At 71.6% G+C, this 19,930-nt stretch carries 18 protein-coding genes; 10 read left to right on the top strand and 8 right to left on the bottom strand.

The genetic code is table 11. The annotated features are described in order from the left end of the window. Positions 1 to 27: 27 nt before the first annotated feature. The 3 genes from AC1DZC_RS15545 to AC1DZC_RS15535 form a co-directional block, all read right to left on the bottom strand. Entirely contained in the window at positions 28 to 963 is a 936-nt protein-coding gene (locus AC1DZC_RS15545; protein WP_477040634.1) for a carbohydrate ABC transporter permease, read from the bottom strand. A 5-nt stretch (positions 964 to 968) separates the two neighbouring features. Then, positions 969 to 2,306, bottom strand: a complete 1,338-nt coding sequence (locus AC1DZC_RS15540; protein ID WP_477040635.1) for an ABC transporter substrate-binding protein — start codon at positions 2,304 to 2,306, stop codon at positions 969 to 971. 80 nt (positions 2,307 to 2,386) lie between these two features. Continuing rightward, on the bottom strand, positions 2,387 to 3,544 hold the full coding sequence (locus AC1DZC_RS15535; protein ID WP_477043897.1) for an ROK family transcriptional regulator: 1,158 nt from the start codon (positions 3,542 to 3,544) through the stop codon (positions 2,387 to 2,389). 227 nt (positions 3,545 to 3,771) lie between these two features. On the opposite strand from AC1DZC_RS15535, the gene disA reads away from it, so the two are divergent. After that, a complete protein-coding gene (gene disA / locus AC1DZC_RS15530) occupies positions 3,772 to 4,848 on the top strand; it encodes a DNA integrity scanning diadenylate cyclase DisA (RefSeq protein WP_477040637.1) in 1,077 nt (358 codons plus the stop codon). A gap of 36 nt (positions 4,849 to 4,884) precedes the next feature. Here the strand turns inward: disA and AC1DZC_RS15525 are convergent, their stop codons facing one another. Both AC1DZC_RS15525 and AC1DZC_RS15520 read right to left on the bottom strand, forming a co-directional pair. Then, positions 4,885 to 5,502, bottom strand: coding sequence for a hypothetical protein (locus AC1DZC_RS15525; RefSeq protein ID WP_477043896.1), 618 nt, complete (start codon positions 5,500 to 5,502; stop codon positions 4,885 to 4,887). 109 nt (positions 5,503 to 5,611) lie between these two features. Then, positions 5,612 to 6,193 carry an N-acetyltransferase family protein gene (locus AC1DZC_RS15520; RefSeq protein WP_477043895.1) on the bottom strand — a complete coding sequence of 194 codons (582 nt, stop codon included), beginning with the start codon at positions 6,191 to 6,193 and terminating at the stop codon, positions 5,612 to 5,614. 206 nt (positions 6,194 to 6,399) lie between these two features. Between AC1DZC_RS15520 and AC1DZC_RS15515 the strand changes: the two genes are divergently transcribed. Beyond that, positions 6,400 to 7,290 carry an HhH-GPD family protein gene (locus AC1DZC_RS15515; protein WP_477043894.1) on the top strand — a complete coding sequence of 297 codons (891 nt, stop codon included), beginning with the start codon at positions 6,400 to 6,402 and terminating at the stop codon, positions 7,288 to 7,290. Between the two features lie 52 nt (positions 7,291 to 7,342). Here AC1DZC_RS15515 and AC1DZC_RS15510 read toward each other — a convergent pair whose 3' ends face one another. The 3 genes from AC1DZC_RS15510 to AC1DZC_RS15500 form a co-directional block, all read right to left on the bottom strand. Beyond that, positions 7,343 to 7,861 (bottom strand): amino-acid N-acetyltransferase, encoded by a 519-nt coding sequence (locus AC1DZC_RS15510; protein WP_477040641.1) that lies wholly within the window; start codon positions 7,859 to 7,861, stop codon positions 7,343 to 7,345. A 19-nt stretch (positions 7,862 to 7,880) separates the two neighbouring features. After that, a complete protein-coding gene (locus tag AC1DZC_RS15505) occupies positions 7,881 to 8,396 on the bottom strand; it encodes a MarR family winged helix-turn-helix transcriptional regulator (RefSeq protein ID WP_477040642.1) in 516 nt (171 codons plus the stop codon). A gap of 194 nt (positions 8,397 to 8,590) precedes the next feature. Further along, the gene (locus AC1DZC_RS15500; RefSeq protein WP_477040643.1) at positions 8,591 to 9,574 is read right to left on the bottom strand and encodes a sugar-binding transcriptional regulator; all 984 of its coding nucleotides are present in this window, start codon (positions 9,572 to 9,574) and stop codon (positions 8,591 to 8,593) included. 157 nt (positions 9,575 to 9,731) lie between these two features. Between AC1DZC_RS15500 and AC1DZC_RS15495 the strand changes: the two genes are divergently transcribed. The 8 genes from AC1DZC_RS15495 (at position 9,732) to AC1DZC_RS15460 (ending at position 19,913) form a co-directional block, all read left to right on the top strand. Then, entirely contained in the window at positions 9,732 to 11,552 is a 1,821-nt protein-coding gene (locus AC1DZC_RS15495) for a glycerol-3-phosphate dehydrogenase/oxidase (RefSeq protein WP_477043893.1), read from the top strand. 74 nt (positions 11,553 to 11,626) lie between these two features. Continuing rightward, positions 11,627 to 12,352, top strand: coding sequence for an MIP/aquaporin family protein (locus AC1DZC_RS15490; RefSeq protein WP_477040645.1), 726 nt, complete (start codon positions 11,627 to 11,629; stop codon positions 12,350 to 12,352). 107 nt (positions 12,353 to 12,459) lie between these two features. After that, complete coding sequence (glpK, locus tag AC1DZC_RS15485; RefSeq protein ID WP_477040646.1) at positions 12,460 to 13,983, top strand: glycerol kinase GlpK; 1,524 nt, start codon at positions 12,460 to 12,462, stop codon at positions 13,981 to 13,983. Between the two features lie 231 nt (positions 13,984 to 14,214). Continuing rightward, positions 14,215 to 14,832 (top strand): TetR/AcrR family transcriptional regulator, encoded by a 618-nt coding sequence (locus tag AC1DZC_RS15480; RefSeq protein WP_477040647.1) that lies wholly within the window; start codon positions 14,215 to 14,217, stop codon positions 14,830 to 14,832. 33 nt (positions 14,833 to 14,865) lie between these two features. Beyond that, a complete protein-coding gene (locus AC1DZC_RS15475) occupies positions 14,866 to 15,657 on the top strand; it encodes an exodeoxyribonuclease III (RefSeq protein ID WP_477043892.1) in 792 nt (263 codons plus the stop codon). A gap of 66 nt (positions 15,658 to 15,723) precedes the next feature. Beyond that, positions 15,724 to 16,941 carry a DUF4190 domain-containing protein gene (locus AC1DZC_RS15470; protein ID WP_477043891.1) on the top strand — a complete coding sequence of 406 codons (1,218 nt, stop codon included), beginning with the start codon at positions 15,724 to 15,726 and terminating at the stop codon, positions 16,939 to 16,941. Between the two features lie 65 nt (positions 16,942 to 17,006). Continuing rightward, positions 17,007 to 17,603, top strand: a complete 597-nt coding sequence (locus tag AC1DZC_RS15465) for a DUF4190 domain-containing protein (RefSeq protein ID WP_477043890.1) — start codon at positions 17,007 to 17,009, stop codon at positions 17,601 to 17,603. 84 nt (positions 17,604 to 17,687) lie between these two features. Continuing rightward, complete coding sequence (locus AC1DZC_RS15460; RefSeq protein WP_477043889.1) at positions 17,688 to 19,913, top strand: aryl-beta-d-glycosidase; 2,226 nt, start codon at positions 17,688 to 17,690, stop codon at positions 19,911 to 19,913. Positions 19,914 to 19,930 lie beyond the last annotated feature (17 nt).

Here is a 19,930-nt window from a genome sequence, read left to right as displayed (position 1 = left end):
AGACCAGGGTGGTCGAGCGACGGCGGTTCAACTGGCCACGTCCGGCGTGAAGGACTTGAACCGGCGCAGCAGGACGGCCATCACCAGCGCCGCGACGACGAAGAGCACGACCGCCATCGCCGACGCGTAGCCCATGAGGTTCGCGCCGAACGCCTTGGAGTAGAGCAGCTGCCCGTAGGTGAGCGTCGACTGGTCAGGCCAGCCGAGCGCACCCGCTGCCCCCTGCCCGACCATCGACTTGCCCATCGCCGTCGAGGACGCCACGGCCGGCTCGGTGAAGTACTGCAGCGCCCCGATGATGCCGGTGATCAGCGCGAACAGCAGGACCGGCGCCATGTTGGGCACCGTGATGTGCCAGAACTGCTGGCGCGTGCTCGCCCCGTCGAGCTCGGACGCCTCGTACTGCTCGGTGGGCACGTCCAGCAGGCTGGCCAGGAAGATCACCATGATGTCGCCGAGCACCCACAGGCCCAGGAGCACGAGCGACGGCTTGGCCCAGGCGGGGTCGGTGAACCAGCCCGGACCGTCGATGCCGAACCAGCCGAGGATCTCGTTGACCGGGCCGGTGGCGGGGTTGAACACGAAGACGAACGCGATCGTCGCCGCCACCGGCGGGATGAGGGCCGGCAGGTAGTAGACGGTGCGCAGCACGCCCGACGAGCGCCGGGCCCGCGTGAGCACCCAGCCGACGAACAGGGCCCCGACGATCCGCACCGGCACCAGGATCGCGACGAACCACAGCGTGTTGAGCGTCGCCGTGCCGATCAGCGGGTCACCGCTGACCAGGAACTTCCAGTTGGCGAAGTTGTTCCACCGCGGCGGGTTCGACAGGTCGAACGCCGTGAACGAGTAGAAGACCGTCATCACCAGCGGGAAGACGAAGAACACGATCATGCCGAGCAGTGCCGGCGTCAGGAGCAGCAGGGCCGCCCTGTTCCGTCGGCGTTGGATCGTCGAGGCCATGTGCGTCAGCCCGCCTGGAGCTGCACGGCAGCGTTGATCTCGTCGTCGACCGTCGTCAGCATCCCCGGCAGGTCGGTGACGTCGCCCTGCTGCCACTTGGCCGTGTGGGTGCCGAAGATCGTCTGGTACTCCGCGCCGATGCCGCTGGGCGGGGTGGTGGACGACTTCGGGTTCTCGAAGATGTCGAGGAACGTCTGGAACTGCTCGGAGACCTCGAGGTCCGGCGACGCGATGGCGTCGTGCATCGTCGGCGCGTTCTTCAGACCGTTGGAGAGCTTGACCTGGGCGTCGGTGTTCGTCGTCAGGTACTTGATGAGCGCCCAGCCGGCCTCGGGGTTCTTGGCGCCCTTGCCGATGCCGACGATGTTGCCGGTGATGTACCCGGCGCCGTAGCTGTCCTCGTAGCCCTCGGCCGACGGGATCGGCGCCGTGCCGTACTGCAGGTCGGGCGCCTGGTCGGCGATGAACGCCGTGCGGTACTCGCCGTCGATGTTCATGGCGACCTTGCCGGTCTGGAAGTCGTTCTCCGCGGAGAACTCCTGCCCGAGCGCGGCCTGGAAGTCGGCCAGCTTCTGGTACCCGCCGAGCTTGTCGATCAGGTCCTTCTGCCACTCGAGGATCGCGTTCCAGCCCGGCGACGAGCCGATCGCCGACGTGCCGTCCTCGTTGAGCCACTGCGCGTCCGCGGCCGGCGCCCAGTGCGCCTCGGCGTTCTCGTAGTAGCCGAGCAGCGGCATGAAGCCGAGCGTCTTGATCGAGCCGTCGTCGTTGAACGTGGTGAGCTTGACGGCCATCTCGGTCAGCTCGGCGAGCGTCTTGGGGGGCTCTGTGTAACCGGCCGCCGCGAGCAGGTCCTTGTTGTAGTAGAGGCCGTAGACGTCGGCCAGCGCCGGCATCGTGCAGCGGACGCCGTCGTACGACGTGTAGCCGAGCACGGTGTCGGGGATCTGCGTCAGGTCGACGTTGTCGCGCTCGATGAAGCTCGACAGGTCGGCGAAGTCGCCCGACGAGCACAGGGGCCCGACCTGGTCGGTCGAGTAGGACAGGCCGACGTCGATGGCCTCGCCGGCGGAGATCGCCTGGCGCATCTTCTGGTCGTCCTGCCCGGACTTCACGTTCACCGTGACGCCGGGGTTGGCCTTCTCGAAGTCGTCGACGACCGACTGGATGACGTCGGCCTCGCGGTCCGTGAAGAAGTGCCAGAACTCGACGGTGCCGGAGATCTCGGAGGGGGCCGACGCCGCGGCCGTCGGGCCGTCGCCGCCGGAACCGCCGCTGCAGGCTGTGAGCGCGGCGACCGCCACCAGGGCGGGGACGACGAGCCAGGTCTTGCGTGTTCTCACCAGAGGCTCCTTGCTCGGGCACGACCGACCGCCCCCCGGACTGCGTGCGTCCGAGCAGGTCGTCGTGCGGGTGGGTTCTTCTAGGGGACGAGGTCCAGCAGCCGCGAGCGCAGGTCCGCGCCGACGACGGATCGAGCACCGCGCAGTACCGGGTGATCAGCCACGGCGCTCACGGAGATGTGCGGGGACCACCGGGTGGTCCTGCGGATGTGCCCTCGCACCAGGTCGGCGAGGGGTTGACCACCGGCGACGCCGGTCGGTCCGCCGAGCACGACCACGGGCGGGTCGAGCACGGCGAGAACGGGGATGACGCCGACGGCCACGCGCGCGGCGAGCTCGGCCAGGACTGCCGGCCTCTCCGGGTGGCTGACCAGCTCGGCCAGGACGGCGTCGAGGGTGCGGCCGCGCACGCCGTGCGCCCGCGCCAGCTTGCCCATCGCGATGCCGCCGATGAGGTCCTGCAGGTCCTTGGCCCCCTCGTGCGGCACGGGCAGGTACCCGATCTCGCCGGCACCGCCGGCCGCGCCGCGGTGCAGCGTGCCACCGAGGTCGACCGCCAGGCCGAGGCCGTCGCCGATCCAGAGCAGCGCGAATCCGTCGACGTCGGTACCTGCACCCTGGGCGCGCTCCGCGACGGCGGCGAGGTTCACGTCGTTGTCGATGCGGACGTTGATGCCGAGGCCGTCCTCGAGCTGGGTGCGCACGGCCTTGCGGGGCCAGCCGGGCATCAGGCCGACGAACGCGAGGTCGTCGGTGCGCGGGTCGACGGCGCCCTGCACCCCGATCGCCGCCGCGACGACCGTGTCCGGGGTGGTGCCCGCGGCCTCGCACGCGGCCTGGATCGCCGTGCTGATGTCGCCGACGGCGGACCGCTCGGACGCGGTCCGCGAGAGCGACACCTCGGCGACGGGGTGCTCGCCGCCGACCGCGTCGACGAGGGTCGACACCACGCTGTGCGGTCGTAGGTCGACGGCGACGGCGTGCGCACGGTTGGTGCGCACGCCGTAGGTCACAGCGCTCGGACCGCGCACCGCGGCGACCGACCCGACGACGTCGATCAGGTCCAGCTGCTCGAGCCGGGCGACCACCTGCGACGCGGTGGGCTTCGAGAGCCCGGTGAGCTCCCCGATCTGCGCCCGCGTCAGCGGTCCGTGCTCGAGCAGGAGGGCCAGCGCCGCCCGGTCGTTCATGGCGCGCAGCAGCCCGGGCGTTCCCGGCTGGCTGGGCGTGCCGTCCATGTCGTGCGCTCCGATCGTCGTTGACCGCGCCGTGTCCGGCGCCCTCGTGGGGCGCTCTCTCAGGCGCAATCAAACTAACAGGTAGGTTTCCTAATAGACAACAGTCTTCGAGCGTCGGACGCGTCTCGGTCCGGTAACGGCGCTGTTACTTCTGGCGTGTGGATGAACACTCGTCCGCCAGGTGTTTCGCCGGAGCCGGGAACATCGCTCGTCGTTACGATGCACCCGTGCCCCACTCGCACGTGCCCGACGACCTGCTCAGGTCCACGCTCGCCGCGGTCGCCCCCGGCGGTGAGCTTCGCGACGGCCTGGAGCGGATCCTGCGCGGCCGGACGGGCGCGCTGATCGTCCTCGGGTTCGACGACACCGTGGAGAGCATCTGCTCGGGCGGCTTCGTCCTGGACGTCGAGTTCTCGGCCACCCGCCTGCGCGAGCTGGCCAAGATGGACGGCGCGGTCGTGGTGGACGCGAGCATCTCGCGCATCGTGCGCGCCGCCGTGCAGCTCCTCCCCGACGTCACCATCGAGACCTCCGAGTCCGGCACCCGGCACCGCACCGCCGAGCGCGTCGCCAAGCAGACCGGCCTGCCGGTCGTCTCCGTGTCGGCGTCGATGCGGATCATCGCCCTCTACGTCGGCGGCAACCGCCACGTCATCGAGGACTCGACCACGATCCTGTCGCGCGCCAACCAGGCGCTCGCCACGCTCGAGCGCTACAAGTCGCGTCTCGACGAGGTCAGCGGCACCCTCTCGGCCCTCGAGATCGAGGACCTGGTCACCGTCCGGGACGTGTCGGCGGTGGTGCAGCGGCTCGAGATGGTGCGCCGCATCTCCGAGGAGATCGAGGGCTACGTCGTCGAGCTCGGCACCGATGGGCGTCTGCTCACCCTGCAGCTCGACGAGCTCATCGGCGGGATCAGCTCCGACCGCGCGCTGGTAATCCGCGACTACGTCGACACCGTGCGCCGCGACGTCGACTCGGTCCTCGACGAGCTGTCCTACCTCGACTCGACCGAGCTGCTCGACATCGGGCGCATCGCCACCGTGCTCGGCTTCCCGGGCGGCGGCGACGCGCTCGACGCGGCCGCGGGTCCGCGCGGCTACCGGCTGCTGTCCAAGGTCCCGCGTCTTCCCGGCGCCATCGTCGACCGGCTGGTCTCGCACTTCGGCGGCCTGCAGAAGCTGCTGGCGGCCGGCATCGACGACCTCATGGCCGTCGAGGGTGTCGGCGAGCAGCGCGCCCGTGCCGTCCGCGAGGGACTCTCCCGGCTCGCCGAGTCCAGCATCCTGGAACGGTACGTCTGACCGGTTCCGTCGTGTACAAGACGACGGAACTGCAGGTCAGCCCAGCCCGAACACCGCCGGAGGCGCGGCCGCACCGGCGAGCGTGAACTGCGCCGAGTACGTCCCGGCCCCCGGAGCGGGCAGGTCGGGCGGGCAGCCCGGCGCCGATCGGACCCGGTTCCACGCCAGCTGCGTGGCGTCGGCACCGGCCGCCGGCAGGAGCAGGTCCCGGCTCTCCGTGCCCGCCACGATGCAGTCGCGGTTGGACCACACCCGGTCGGGGCCGGAGGTGATGACGATCTCTCGGCTCGCCTCGCCCGCGTCCACCAGGCACGGGACGGCGCCGATGTTCGTGATCGAGACGTTGAACGACGGGCTCACCCCGGGGCCGAACGACTCGGCCGTGGCCGTCATGGCCAGCGCGAGCGTGGAGGGGTCGCAGTCCGGGACGCCGCCGGGCTCGACCGACGGCGTCGGGTCCGGCACGACCGGCGCGACGGCCGGCGGCGCGGTCGTGGTGGTCTGCGCCGTCGGTGTCGCGCCCTCGTCGTCGCCGCGTCCGGTGAGCCAGACGACCACCAGCACGACGACCAGCACCGGGATCCCCAGCACGATCAGGCGTCGCACCCAGTAGACACGGGCCGGCAGCCGCGGCGGCGGTTGCTGAGCGCCCATCGGTCCACCGCCTCTCACGTCGCGTCGCCGGATGTCCGACCACGGCGCGACCACGGTAGAGGCCCGGACGGACGACCGCGGACCCGACGCACCGGCGAGGACCGCGTTTTCAGAGCGTGAGCCGGACCACCGCGCGGCCCGTGCGCGGGCGGGCGACCACCGCGAACCCCGCGGACTCGAAGGTCGACAGCCGCCCCCGGTACGTCCCGGACCCGGCATTCGGCCTCTCGGCGGCGTCCACCGGGTAGCCCTCGACGGTGTGCGCACCGTTCGCGCGGGCGTGCTCGACGGCCGCGTCCAGCAGGAGCGCGGACAGGCCGCTTCGGCGGTGCCGCGTCCGCACGACGAAGCAGGTCACCGCCCAGATCCCGTCGTCGTCGAGGTCCTCGCGTGTCTGCGGGGTCGACATGGACGGGCTGGTCCGGATGCGCGGGAAGGCCGACCGAGGCGCCACCGAGGCCCAGCCGACGGGCTCGTCGTCGAGGCGTGCGACGACCCCCGGGCTCACGCCCGACGCCTCCACCCGCGCGACGAGATGCGCGCGCTTCTGTGCGAGCGGCATCTCGCGGTAGGTAGCCGGCTTCCACCGGTCGAACTGGCACCAGCAGCTCCGCTGGTCGCCCGGCGACCCGAGCACGGCCTCGGCGTCCGCGACGCTGACGCACGGTCCGGCGACGACCCCATGCTCCATCCGGTCACGCTAGCCGGGCACCGGCGGTGGGGCACGATGCTCGCGTGCCAACGCGATCCCTGACGGCGGCGAGTGCGGCCGTGGGGCACGATGCTCGCGTGCCAACGCGCTCTCTGACGGCGGCGAGCGCGGCCGTGGGGCGCGATGCTCGCGTGCCAGCGCGATCCCTGACGGCGGCGAGTGCGGCCGTGGGGCACGATGCTCGCGTGCCGCCGACCCCCACCGAGCTGCGCGAGCCCGTGCTCGCCTGGTTCGACGAGTCCGCGCGCGACCTGCCCTGGCGCGCGCCGGACCGGACGCCGTGGGGCGTGCTGGTCAGCGAGGTCATGCTCCAGCAGACGCCGGTCGTGCGGGTCGAGCCGGCGTGGCGGGCCTGGATGTCCCGGTGGCCGACGCCCGCCGACCTGGCGGGTGCGAGCACGGGCGACGTCCTGCGCGCGTGGGACCGGTTGGGCTACCCGCGCCGGGCGCTGCGCCTGCAGGAGTGTGCACGGGCGGTCGTCGAGCGGCACGGCGGGGTCGTGCCCTCGTCGGACGCCGAGCTCCTGGCCCTGCCCGGCGTCGGGTCCTACACGGCGGCAGCGGTCCGGGCGTTCGCGTTCGGGCTCCGGTCGGTGGTCCTGGACACGAACGTGCGACGGGTGCTGGCCAGGACCGTCGCCGGTCAGGCGCTCCCCGCACCGAGCCAGACGGCCGCCGAGGCGCGGCTCGCCGACGCGTACGCGCCCGCCGACGACGCCACCGCCGCCCGCTKGGCCGCTGCGTCGATGGAGCTGGGCGCGCTCGTCTGCACCGCCCGCGCACCACGGTGCGCCGCGTGCCCGGTGGTCGAGGCCTGCGCCTGGTACGCGGCCGGTCGCCCGGCCGACGTGCACGCGGCCCGGCGCAGGACCCAGGGGTTCGTCGGCACCGACCGCCAGGTCCGCGGTCGCGTGATGGCCCTGCTCCGCGAGGCCATCGGCCCGGTCCCCGCCGATGCGGTCGCGGCGGTGTGGCCCGACGCCCGCCAGATGTCCCGCTGCGTCGAGTCCCTGCTCGCCGACGGCCTGATCGCCCGCACCGACGACGACGTCCCGACCTACCGCCTCCCGCACTGACGGCAAGCCCCGACGTCCGAGCGAAGCGCCCCCTGGCGTCGGCCGGCGAGCCTCAGAGCTCGATGAGCATCCGCGTGTTGCCGAGCGTGTTCGGCTTCACGCGCGCGAGGTCGAGGAACTCGGCGACGCCGTCGTCGTGCGACCGAAGCAGCTCGAGGTAGACCTCCGGGGTCACGGGCGTCCCCTCGATGACGTGGAAGCCGTGCGCCTCGAAGAACTCGACCTCGAACGTCAGGCAGAACACCCGGCGCAGACCCAGGTCGCGGGCGCGCTGCAGGAGCGCGTCGAGCAGCGCGTGCCCGACGCCCGCCCCGCGCCAGTCCCTGGAGGCGGCCAGGGTGCGGATCTCGGCCAGGTCCTGCCACATGACGTGCAGGGCCCCGCAGCCGACGACGGTCCCGGCGCCGGGCTCGGAGACCGCCTCGGCGACGAGGAACTCCTGCACCCCCTCGTAGTACCCGACCCACTCCTTGGCCAGCAGGATCCGCTGCTGCGCGTAGGGCTCGACCAGGTCGCGGATGTAGCGCACGTCGGCCGGCAGCGCCGGGCGGACGCGGATGTCGGAAGGCACGTGGGAGAGGGTAGACGCCTCAGGAGAGGGTCGACGGAGGCGCCGACCGCCACGCGGCGAACCGGCGGTCGAGGGCCAGACCGTCGCGGGTGCCGCGCAGGAAGTCGCGCAGCACGCCGGCGAGCAGCGCACGCTGCGACGGGTCGAGCCGGTCCGCGGTCAGGGCGTCCATCTCGCGCTCGATCTCGTGCAGCGTCGGCACCAGCGCGCGCGCCGCGGGCGTCAGGTCGAGCAGGACCGCACGCCGGTCGCGCGGGTCCGACTGCCGCTCGACCATCTCCCGCTGGACCAGGGCGTCGACCACACGGCTCGGGCTGCCGGCCTCGCAGACGATCATGCCGCCGAGGTCACGCAGGCTCAGCGGCCCGAACTCCGAGAGGACGACGAGGATCTCGGCCTGCGACGGGGTGAGTCCCGCATCCCCGAGCAGCCGGGCGAACACGCGGTTGCCCTCCCGCTGCGTCGCGAGGATCAAGTACCGCAGCTCGGTGGGCGCAAGGCCCGAAGTGGTGCCGGTCAGACTGTCCTCGGTCACGCGTCCCCATCGGTCGTCGGGGGTCGATCCGCGGCGGGGGACCCTCTTCTGACGGGTGCCCACGACGTCCGTCGGCACCCACGCCCCCTGCGTAGGCATTGATACTCCCTGATGTCGGCCTGACCAGGTAGTGCAAAGACTGACCTTTTTTCTCACAGGAGGGGGTAGGACCCTGTGCGATCTTCGGCGCCGGGTCAGCGCCGGACGCGGCGGCGGTGCGGAGGCTCGGCGGCCTCCAGCAGCCCGGTGGCCGTAATCTCGTCGACGACGAGGTCGGTGACCACCCCGGCGCGCAGGGCTGCGAGCAGCGGCGCGACCTTGTTGTCGCCCGCGACGACGCACACGCGACGTGGGATGCGCTGGAGCTCGACGGGCGTCGGCCCGGTCGCGCGCTCGTTCAGGTGCACGTCCTGCCAGGACCCGTCGGCCCGCAGGAAGACCGTGCACACGTCGCCGACGACGCCCTCGTCGTGCAGGTTCTTCACATCGGAGTCGTCGAGGTAGCCGGCCGAGTACACGTGCGACGGGACCGCCCCCGCGACCGCGCCCACCGAGAACACCGCGATGTCCGCGCGGCGCTGCATGTCGAGCACGCGCCGCACCGACCGCTCCCGCCACATCGCGGCCTTGGTGTCGGGGTAGTCGAAGAACGCGGGCACAGAGAAGTGGTGGACGGCGGCGGCGAACGCGGTGCCGAACGTCGAGATCAGGTCGCTGGCGTACTCGATGCCGCTGGTCCGCATGTTCGCGGCGCCGTTCAGCTGGACCACCGCGGAGCCGCGCGTGGGCTTCGGCGCCAGGTACCGGGAGACCGACGCCAGCGTGGTCCCCCACGCGACGCCGAGCACCATGTCGGAGTCGAACCACGACGACAGCAGACGTGCGGCGGTGATCGAGACCTGGTCCAGCCGCTCGATGTGGCTGGCGGAGTCGGGCACGGGGACCACATAGGTATCGATGCCGAACGTCGCGGCGATCGTCCGGCCGAGACCCGGTGCACGGGTGCTCGCCGGTCGGAGCGTGATCTCGACCAGACCGGACTCCCGGGCACGCTTGATCAGTCGGGACACCGTGGACCGCGAGGTGCCGAGGTGCCGCGCGATGACCTCCATCTTGATGTCCTGCAGGTAGTACATGGACGCGGCCCGGAGCACGTCCTGCTCCCGTTCGACGTACATCTGACCCCCGTCCCGCCCGATGACGCGGCGTGCACATATGTGCACCCAGGTTGCGCGTTCGTTCGCTCCGTGACGACGATAGCCAAGGGCCCGGTAACGGGCGAACGGGACGAAGTGGTCCACAGCAAGGAATCTGGCGACACGAGGGGCAAGGCATATGCGAACGGCGCCGTTGACGGCCCAGGCACGACAGGACGCGCTCGACGCTCTGCGATCGAGCGCCGAGCGCGGGAACGAGCTCGACGTCCTCGTGATCGGCGGCGGTGTCACCGGCGCAGGCATCGCGCTCGACGCGGTCAGCAGGGGCCTGTCGACGGCGATCGTCGAGGCGCAGGACTGGGCCAGCGGCACGTCGAGCCGGTCGAGCAAGCTCGTGCACGGCGGTCTGCGCTACCTGCAGATGCTCGACTTCCACCTGGTGCGCGAGGCGCTCACCGAGCGCGACCTGCTGATCAACAGCCTCGCCCCGCACCTGGTGAAGCCCGTCAGCTTCCTGTACCCGCTCGAGAACCGCGTGTGGGAGCGGGCCTATGTCGGCGCCGGCGTGGCGCTGTACGACACGCTCGCGTCGGTCAACGGTGGGAAGCGGGCGCTGCCCATCCACCGGCACCTGACGCGCAAGGGCATGGAGCGGCTCTTCCCCGACCTGCGCCACGACGCGGCGATCGGCGCGGTCCGGTACTGGGACGCGGCAGTCGACGACGCACGCCTGGTCGAGACCCTCGTCCGCACGGCCGTCTCCTACGGGGCGCGCGCCGCCAGCCGCACCCAGGTGCAGGACCTGCAGACGACCTCCGGCGGAGCCGTCACCGGTGCCGAGCTGGTGGACCTGGAGACGGGCGAGCACATCGACGTCCGCGCCCGGCACATCATCAACGCCACCGGAGTCTGGACCGAGCAGACCGAGTCGCTCGCCGGCTCCGAGGGTGGCCTGCGGGTGCTGGCCAGCAAGGGCATCCACATCGTCGTCCCGCGCAGCCGCATCGCCGGCGAGGTCGGGCTGATCCTGCAGACCGAGAAGTCGGTGCTGTTCATCATCCCGTGGTCCCGGTACTGGGTGATCGGCACCACCGACACCCCGTGGGTGCAGGAGCTGACGCACCCCGTCGCGACGAGCGCCGACATCGACTACGTGATCGAGCACGCCAACGCGGTCCTGTCCCGACCGCTCACCCGCGACGACATCATCGGCACGTGGGCCGGTCTGCGACCGCTGCTGCAGCCGCAGGTCAAGGCCGGCACCAGCTCGGCCAAGGTCTCCCGCGAGCACACCGTCGCCTCCCCGGCGCCGGGGTTCACCGTCATCGCGGGCGGCAAGCTGACCACCTACCGCGTGATGGCCAAGGACGCCGTCGACTTCGCGATCGGGTCACGCGCCACGACGCTGCCGTCGATCACGCACAACCTCCCGCTCGTCGGCGCCGAGGGCCTGCAGGTGTTCCAGCGGCAGTCGCGGGCGATCGCGCAGAAGTACGGCTGGAGCCGGCCGCGGATGGACCACCTGCTGCACCGGTACGGGTCGCTGCTCGGCGAGCTGATCGACCTGGTCGAGGCGGACCCGGCCCTGGCCGAGCCGCTGAAGAACGCCGACGCGTACATCGGCGCCGAGATCGTCTACGCCGCCAGCCACGAGGGCGCGCTGCACCTGGACGACGTGCTGATGCACCGGACGCGGCTCAACTACGAGCAGGCCGACAAGGGGGTCGGTGCGCTCGACGAGATCGCCGACCTCGTCGGACCCGTCCTGGGCTGGGACGACGCCACCCGCAGCAAGGAGATCGCGGCGTACGTCGCCCGCGCCGAGGCGGAGGACGCCGCGGCGCAGGAGACCGACGACTCGTCGGCCGAGAAGGTGCGCCTGCGTGCGGCAGACCTCGCGCCCATGCTCGGGGTCGACGACGCCAAGGAGAAGGTCGACGCCGGCACCAAGCCGCGCTCGCCCGCCGGGAGGGGCTCCTCCGGTCCTGTCGGGACCTAAGAACTCCTCGCGGTCCTCCGCGAGGTGAACGTGACAACGACGTCCGTCAGAAAGGGTCGACTGTGGACTACACAATGACAGATGCCTTCTGGTCCGAGGTGATGGGGACCGGGCTGCTCGTGCTGCTCGGTACAGGTGTCGTCGCGAACGTCATCCTGCCGAAGAACAAGGGCTTCAACGGTGGCTGGCTCCTCATCAACTTCGGATGGGGCTTCGCGGTCATGGCCGGTGTGTACGCCGCCTTCAAGTCCGGCGCACACCTCAACCCCGCGGTGACGATCGGCATCTGGGCCAGCGGTGCGGAGGAGTTCGCACCGGGCATTCCCGTCACGGCGGCCAACGGGTTCTACTACGTGACCGCACAGATGCTCGGCGCTGCGATAGGCGCCCTGATCTGCTTCCTCGCCTACAAGAAGCACTTCGACGAGGACGCCGACGGCGCCACCAAGCTCGCGGTCTTCTCGACCGGTCCGGCCATCCGGACCTACGGATGGAACTTCATCACTGAGGTCGTCGGCACCTTCGTCCTGGTGTTCGTCATCCTCTGCTTCGCCAAGAACCCCGCAGCCCTCGGGCCGCTACCCGTGGCGTTCCTCGTGGTCGGCATCGGTGCCAGCCTCGGTGGCCCGACGGGCTACGCCATCAACCCGGCCCGTGACCTCGGCCCGCGCATCGCGCACGCCCTCCTGCCCATCAAGGGCAAGGGCTCGAGCGACTGGTCCTACTCCTGGGTCCCCGTCCTCGGACCGCTCGTCGGCGGCGTCATCGGCGGTCTCGTCGCCGGTGCCTACGTCGTATGACGGCTCGCTGACTCAGCCCCCCAGCGTCCGGACGGCGCCACTGGCCCCCTGGTCGGCGTCGTCCGGACCTCGTATCGCACCGCACGACCTTCGGAGGAATTCGCACCATGCCCGACACCCAGTACATCCTTGCCATCGACCAGGGCACCACGAGCTCGCGCGCCATCGTCTTCGACCACTCCGGGCACATCGTCGAGTCCGGCCAGCTCGAGCACGAGCAGATCTTCCCGCGCGCAGGGTGGGTGGAGCACGACGCCGCGGAGATCTGGAAGAACACCCGCGAGGTCGTCGGCCTCGCCCTGACGCGCGCCAACCTCACCTACAAGGACATCGCCGCCGTCGGCATCACCAACCAGCGCGAGACGGCCGTCGTCTGGGACCGGACCACGGGCGAGCCGGTCTACAACGCGATCGTCTGGCAGGACACCCGCACGCAGAAGATCGCCGAGGAGCTGGGGGCGCTCGGCGGTGGGGCGGACCGCTACAAGGACAAGGTCGGCCTGCCGCTGGCCACATACTTCTCCGGCCCGAAGATCAAGTGGATCCTCGACAACGTCGAGGGCGCCCGCGCCAAGGCCGAGGCCGGCCAGCTCGCGTTCGGCAACACCGACTCGTGGGTGGTGTGGAACATGACCGGCGGCGTGGACGGCGGCGTGCACGTCACCGACCCGACCAACGCCTCGCGCACCATGCTGATGAACCTCGACACGCTCACGTGGAACGAGGACATCGCGAACGACATGGGCATCCCGCTGTCGATGCTGCCCGAGATCCGCTCCTCGTCCGAGGTGTACGGCACCGGCCGCGAGGGCGGCATGGTCCCCGGAGTGCCGATCGCGGGCATCCTCGGAGACCAGCAGGCCGCCACCTTCGGGCAGGCGTGCTTCGAGGTCGGCATGGCCAAGAACACCTACGGCACCGGCAACTTCATGCTCATCAACACGGGCACGTCGCCGGTCCCGTCGAAGAACGGCCTGCTCACCACCGTCTGCTACAAGATCGGCGACCAGCCGACCGTGTACGCGCTCGAGGGGTCGATCGCCGTCAGCGGCTCGCTGATCCAGTGGCTGCGCGACAACCTGGGGATCATCTCGACGGCACCGGAGATCGAGGAGCTCGCCAAGACGGTCGACGACAACGGTGGCGCGTACTTCGTGCCGGCGTTCTCCGGCCTGTTCGCCCCGTACTGGCGTTCCGACGCCCGCGGCGCGCTCGTCGGTCTGACGCGGTACGTCAACAAGGGCCACATCGCCCGCGCCGCCCTGGAGGCCACCGCCTTCCAGACGCGCGAGGTGCTGGACGCCATGAACGCGGACTCGGGCGTGAACCTGACCGAGCTCAAGGTGGACGGCGGCATGGTCCAGGACGAGCTGCTCATGCAGTTCCAGGCGGACATCCTCGGCGTCCCCGTGGTGCGTCCGCAGGTCGCCGAGACCACCGCGCTGGGCGCCGCGTACGCGGCCGGCATCGCGGTCGGCTACTGGAACGGCGAGCAGGACGTCATCGACAACTGGGCCGAGGACAAGCGCTGGGAGCCGAGCATGGCCGACGACGAGCGCGACCGTCAGTACCGCCTCTGGAAGAAGGCCGTCACCAAGACCTTCGACTGGGTGGACGACGACGTGGTCTGAGCAAGCGGCTGAGCTGCGGCCGTGTGCGGGAGCACGGCTACAGCAGGGGGACGGAGCTGGGCGGCGGTCTGCGCCGCGAGCCCGCCCGTCACACACGAGACCCGGGCCGTCGGAGGGGGCGACCCGGGTCTCGTCATGCCTGCGTCCGAGGTCGTCGGGCATCGTCGCCATCTTCGACGTTTCGGCATGTGGACTGAACCCGACAGGCGTTGCGTAGCTACAGTGGGGCGCATGACGGGCAATGACGGCCGTGTGCGGGTGGACCCGCGGGTGCTGCGCACGCGCCGGCTCCTGCAGGACGCCCTGCTGTCGCTGGCCCACGAGAAGACGCTCACGGACATCACCGTCGCCGACGTCACGGACCGCGCGACGGTCAACCGGAGCACGTTCTACCAGCACTACCCGGACACGGACACGCTGCTGGCCGACGCCCTGGACACCCAGGCGTCGCAGTTCGGCATGGAGACCGTCTCGGTCGATGCCGCCCGGCCCTCGGACGAGCCACCGGTCACCCTGGTGCGGTACGCGCGCCTGATCGCGGAGAACGTGGACCTCTACCGCGACGCGCTCGGCTCGCACGGGTCCCTCGTCGCGATGAACCGGCTGCACGAACGGTTCAAGCGGCTCGCCGTCGACACGATGCGAGCGAACGGTTCCGAGCCGATCACCGAGATGCCGCTCGACGTCTTCGCCGCCGGGATCTCCGGCTCGGTGATCGCCGTCTACAGCGCCTGGCTGCGGATGGACCCGCTCCCGCCGCCGGAGGACGTGGCGCGGTGGGCGTGGTCGCTGGTCGTGGGACGCACGACGCCCGCCCCCGTGGACCACGCGCACGACGCGTACGGCTAGGCGAACCGTCGGCGCCCGGTAACGTCTCGCCCCATGCGTCTGGCCACCTGGAACATCAACTCGATCCGCGCGCGCACCGATCGTGCCCTCGCCTTCCTGGAGCGCACCGGGGTCGAGGTGCTCGCCCTGCAGGAGACCAAGTGCAAGGACGACCAGTTCCCGCGCGAGGCGTTCGAGGCCCTCGGCTACGAGGTCGTGACCAGCGGCTTCAGCCAGTGGAACGGGGTCGCGATCGTCTCCAAGGTGGGGATCGAGGACGTGGAGGTCGGGTTCCCCGGCATGCCGACGTGGGGGGACCCCGCGGTCGCGGAGGCGCGTGCGCTCGGGGCGACGTGCGGCGGCGTCCGGCTGTGGAGCCTGTACGTGCCGAACGGCCGCGAGGTGGACGACCCGCACTTCGCCTACAAGCTCGACTGGCTCGCCCGGCTGCGGGACGCCGCCCGAGGGTGGCTCGAGGCCGACCCGCAGGCGCAGGTCGCGCTCGTCGGCGACTGGAACATCGCGCCGCTCGACACCGACGTCTGGGACATGGCCTGGTTCGCCGGCCGCACGCACGTCACCCCGGCGGAGCGTGACGCCTTCCGGGCGATCGCGGAGGTCGGCTACACGGAGGTGTCGCGTACGCACCAGCCCGCCGAGCACACCTACACGTACTGGGACTACCAGCAGCTGCGGTTCCCCCGGAACGAGGGCATGCGCATCGACCTCACGTACGCCACGCCCGCGCTGGCCGCCCGCGTGACCGGTGTGCAGATCGATCGGAACGAGCGCAAGGGCAAGGCACCGTCGGACCACGTCCCCGTGATCCTGCAGATCGCCGACTGAACCGCATGCGGGTGATCTGACGGAGCGGTCGATGACGCCCGGCGCCCGCTGCACTAGGTTGCGCGCATGAGCAACGAGCCTGGGGGGCCGGCTCCGCTGCCCGACCCGTACACCGTGCCCGGTGGCTACGAGAGCGACCGCGGACCTGTACCTCCACCGCCGAGCGGCTACGAGGCCGTCCTGCCGCCGCCCGCGCCGTACGCGGCACCGGCCCGCCCCGACGCCGCGCCGACGGCGCCGCTCAGCCCGGCCGTCGAGGCGAGCAACCCGTTCTCCCCGCCCCCCGCGGGTGGCACGCCCCTGTACGGGACCCCGCCCCAGGCGTCCTACGGCCCTCCGCCGACCGGTACGCCCTACGGTCAGCCGACTCCCTACGGTCAGCCGTCGCCGTACGGCCAGCCGTCGCCGTACGGGCCGGCCCCGGCGTACGGCCAGGCAGCGGGCTGCGGGCAGGCACCGGGCTACGGGCAGGCACCGCCGCCCTTCGGCGCACCCAACGGCACGGCCTACGGACCGTCGCCCTACGGACCCGGGTACTACGCGCCGCAACCGGCCTCCAACGAGCCGCTGGCGATCGCGTCGATGGTGACCGGACTGGCGGGCCTCGTCGTGCTCAGCGGCCTGCCCGGGCCTGTCGCGCTCGGGCTCGGGATCGCGGCGCTGCGGCGGATCCGCAGGAACGGCAAGAACGGCCGCGGCATGGCGATCGCCGGGGTCGTCCTCGGCTCGGTGGGCATCGTCTACATGCTCGCCGTGGTCGGGTTCATCGTCGCGCTGGTGACGAGCGACACCGGAGAGCCCTACGCCGCCGACCCGTACGACTACGGGAGCGGGGACGGCTCGACGGACAGCGGCGGCGACGAGTACGCCGCCGACCCCTTGCCGGACTACACGCTGCGCACCGACCTCCAGCTGGGCGACTGCCTCGACGTCTACGCCTACTCCTACGACATGAGCGACACGTCCGTGGTCGACTGCGGCACCACGCACGAGGGCGAGGTCGTGGCGATGTCGTACCTGGTCGAGCCGACGAGCAGCGACCTGAGCGCCGACGACCCGGTGTGGACCAACGCCTGGGACCAGTGCGTCGCCGATGCCGAGACGATCCTCCCGGACGGGTACCAGGACCACGGCGAGCTCGTGCTGTTCACCCCGCACCCCGACGACTTCGACTCGCTCGACGGCGGCACCGGGTACTGCACGTTCTTCACCTACGACGACGAGCCCATCACCGGATCGGCGGTCCAGCACACGCTCACGTTCACCGCCGGGAGCCTCACCTGAGCACCGACGCCTACCGCAACCCGGAGCCGTACTACGCGGCGGGCTGGCCGACGCCGCGCGCACGCGTGGAGCCGCTGGCCGTCTGGTCGCTGGTCACGGGCATCCTGCTGCTCGGACCGGTGGCGCTCGTGCTCGCGGTCCTGGCGCTGCGCCGCATCGCCCGCGGAGGCACGCGCGGCAAGGGGATGGCGATCGCCGGTGCCGTGCTCGGGGTCGTCGGCACCCTGGCCCTCGTCGCCGCGGTCACGGCCGGGGTGCTCACGGCGGTCGCGACGCGGCCCCTGCCTGCGGACGTCTCGTCGGCCCGGACCGCGCACGCCCAGCAGCTCGTCACCGGCAACTGCCTGCAGACCCTCCCGGCGGACGGGCGCGTCGACATCGTCCGGGTGGTGCCGTGCGTCGACCCGCACGAGGCCCAGGTCGTCACGGTGTACGAGTTCTCCGGCGACGCCGTCTGGCCGGGACAACGGGTCGCCGATTCGCGCGTCGCCCGCTCGTGCGTGCTCGACCAGGCCGAGCTGGACGCCGGCGTCACCCCCGTCACCTGGGCGCCGACCGAGCGGTCGTGGGCCCGCGGCGACCGGGTGGGGCTGTGCCTGGCCGTCGTCGCGGGCGGCGGGGTCACGGGCTCCTTCCTGGACGACTCGGCACAGCTTCCCTAAGACTCTTACCACTTGGTAGGGAATGGGCTACTGTCGGTGCGTACGGTTCTGTACCGATAAACCCGCACAAGGAGATTGCCCGCGATGACGCAGGTCTTCGATGTCGAGCGCGTCCTGGCTCAGCTCACCCTCGAGGAGAAGGCGTCGCTGACGTCCGGCTCCGACTTCTGGCACACGCAGCCGGTCGAGCGCGCGGGAGTCCCCGCGATCATGGTCACCGACGGCCCGCACGGCCTGCGCAAGCAGGCCGAGGAGGCGGACCACCTGGGCATCGGCAACTCCGTGCCGGCCACCTGCTTCCCGCCCGCGGCCGCGCTGGGCTCGTCGTGGGACGTCGACCTCCTGCACCGCGTCGGGGAGGCGCTCGGCCGCGAGACGCGCGCCAACGACGTCGCCGTGCTGCTGGGCCCGGGCGTGAACATCAAGCGCACCCCGCTGTGCGGCCGCAACTTCGAGTACGTCTCCGAGGACCCGGTGGTCGCGGGGACGCTCGCCGCCGCGCTGGTCGAGGGCATCCAGAGCCAGGGCGTCGGCACCTCGCTCAAGCACTTCGCGGCGAACAACCAGGAGACCGACCGCATGCGCGTCTCCGCGGACGTCGACGAGCGCACGCTGCGCGAGATCTACCTGCCGGCCTTCGAGCGCGTGGTCAACCAGGCCCAGCCGTGGACCGTGATGTGCGCCTACAACAAGCTCAACGGCACCTACGCCTCCGAGCACCACTGGCTGCTGACGGAGCTGCTGCGCGACGAGTGGGCGTTCGAGGGGCTCGTCGTGTCCGACTGGGGCGCCGTGCACGACCGCGTGCCGTCCCTCGCAGCCGGGCTGGACCTGCAGATGCCCGCCTCCGGTGCGGGTTCCGACGAGGCCGTCGTGGCCGCGGTCCGCGACGGCTCGCTCGACGAGTCCGTGCTCGACGTGGCCGTCCGCCGCGTGCTGCGCCTGGTCGAGCGCTCCCTGCCGGGGCTGTCCGAGGAGGTGACCTTCGAGGTCGACACCCACCACGCGCTCGCTCGGGAGGCCGCCGCCGACGGGTCGGTCCTGCTGAAGAACGAGCCGGTCGACGGCGCGCCCCTTCTGCCGCTGGCCGGGTCTTTCGCCGTGATCGGCGAGTTCGCGCGGACGCCGCGCTACCAGGGGGCGGGCTCCTCGCAGGTCAACCCGACGCGGCTCGACGACGCGCTCACGTCGCTCGGCTCCGACGTCACGTTCGCCCCCGGCTTCACCATCGCCGGCGGCCCCGAGGGCGACGACGAGGCGCTGCGCGCCGGCGCCGTCGAGGTGGCCCGCACCGCCGAGACCGTCGTCGTGTTCCTCGGCCTGCCCGGCCCGGACGAGTCCGAGGGCTACGACCGCCCCCGCCTCGGCCTGCCCGACAACCAGGTGGCGGCGCTGCGCGCGATCGCCGCGGTCAACCCGCGGGTGGTCGTCGTGCTGGCCAACGGCTCCGCCGTGGCGGTCAGCGACTGGCAGGACCTCGCGCCGGCGATCCTCGAGACGTGGCTGGGCGGCCAGGCGGGCGGCTCGGCCGTCGCCGAGCTGCTGCGCGGCGAGCGCACCCCGTCGGGCAAGCTCACCGAGACCATCCCGCACCGCATCGAGGACACCCCCGCGTTCGGCAACTTCCCCGGCGAGCTCGGGCACGTGCGCTACGGCGAGGGCGTGCTGGTGGGCTACCGCTGGTACGACACCCGCGCGGCGGACGTGGCGTTCCCCTTCGGGCACGGCCTGTCGTACACGACGTTCTCCTACGGCGACGTCACGGCGACGGAGTCCTCGGCAACCGTGACGGTCACCAACACGGGATCGGTGGCCGGTGCCGAGGTGGTCCAGGTCTACGTCCGCGACCCCGAGGCCTCCGTGCTGCGGCCCACCCGCGAGCTCAAGGCCTTCGGCAAGGTCTCGCTGGCGCCCGGCGAGTCCCGCACCCTGACGTTCGAGCTCACTCGTCGCGACCTCTCCTACTGGCACCCCGGGCTGCACCGGTGGGTCGTCGAGGGCGGCGAGTTCGTCATCGAGGTCGGCGCCTCGTCGCGCGACATCCGCGGGTCCGTCTCGATCGAGGTGGAGGGCGACCCCCTGTGGGGCGAGCTCACCGCGATGTCGACGATCGGCGAGTGGTTCGCGCACCCCGTCGGCGGACCGCTCATGCAGGGCGCGCTGACCATGCCGGCGGACATGCCGCCGATGGACGAGTCGATGCAGGCGATGCTCGCGCAGATGCCCGCCAAGGTGCTGGTGACGTTCGGCATGACCAGCTTCACGCTGGCCGACCTGGACACCCTCGTCGCCAAGGTGGCCGCCGGCTGACCCACAGGTGCGGGGAC

It is taken from the genome of Cellulomonas sp. P2_B4, assembly GCF_056404795.1.
This window is presented reverse-complemented; position numbering and strand designations above follow the sequence as displayed.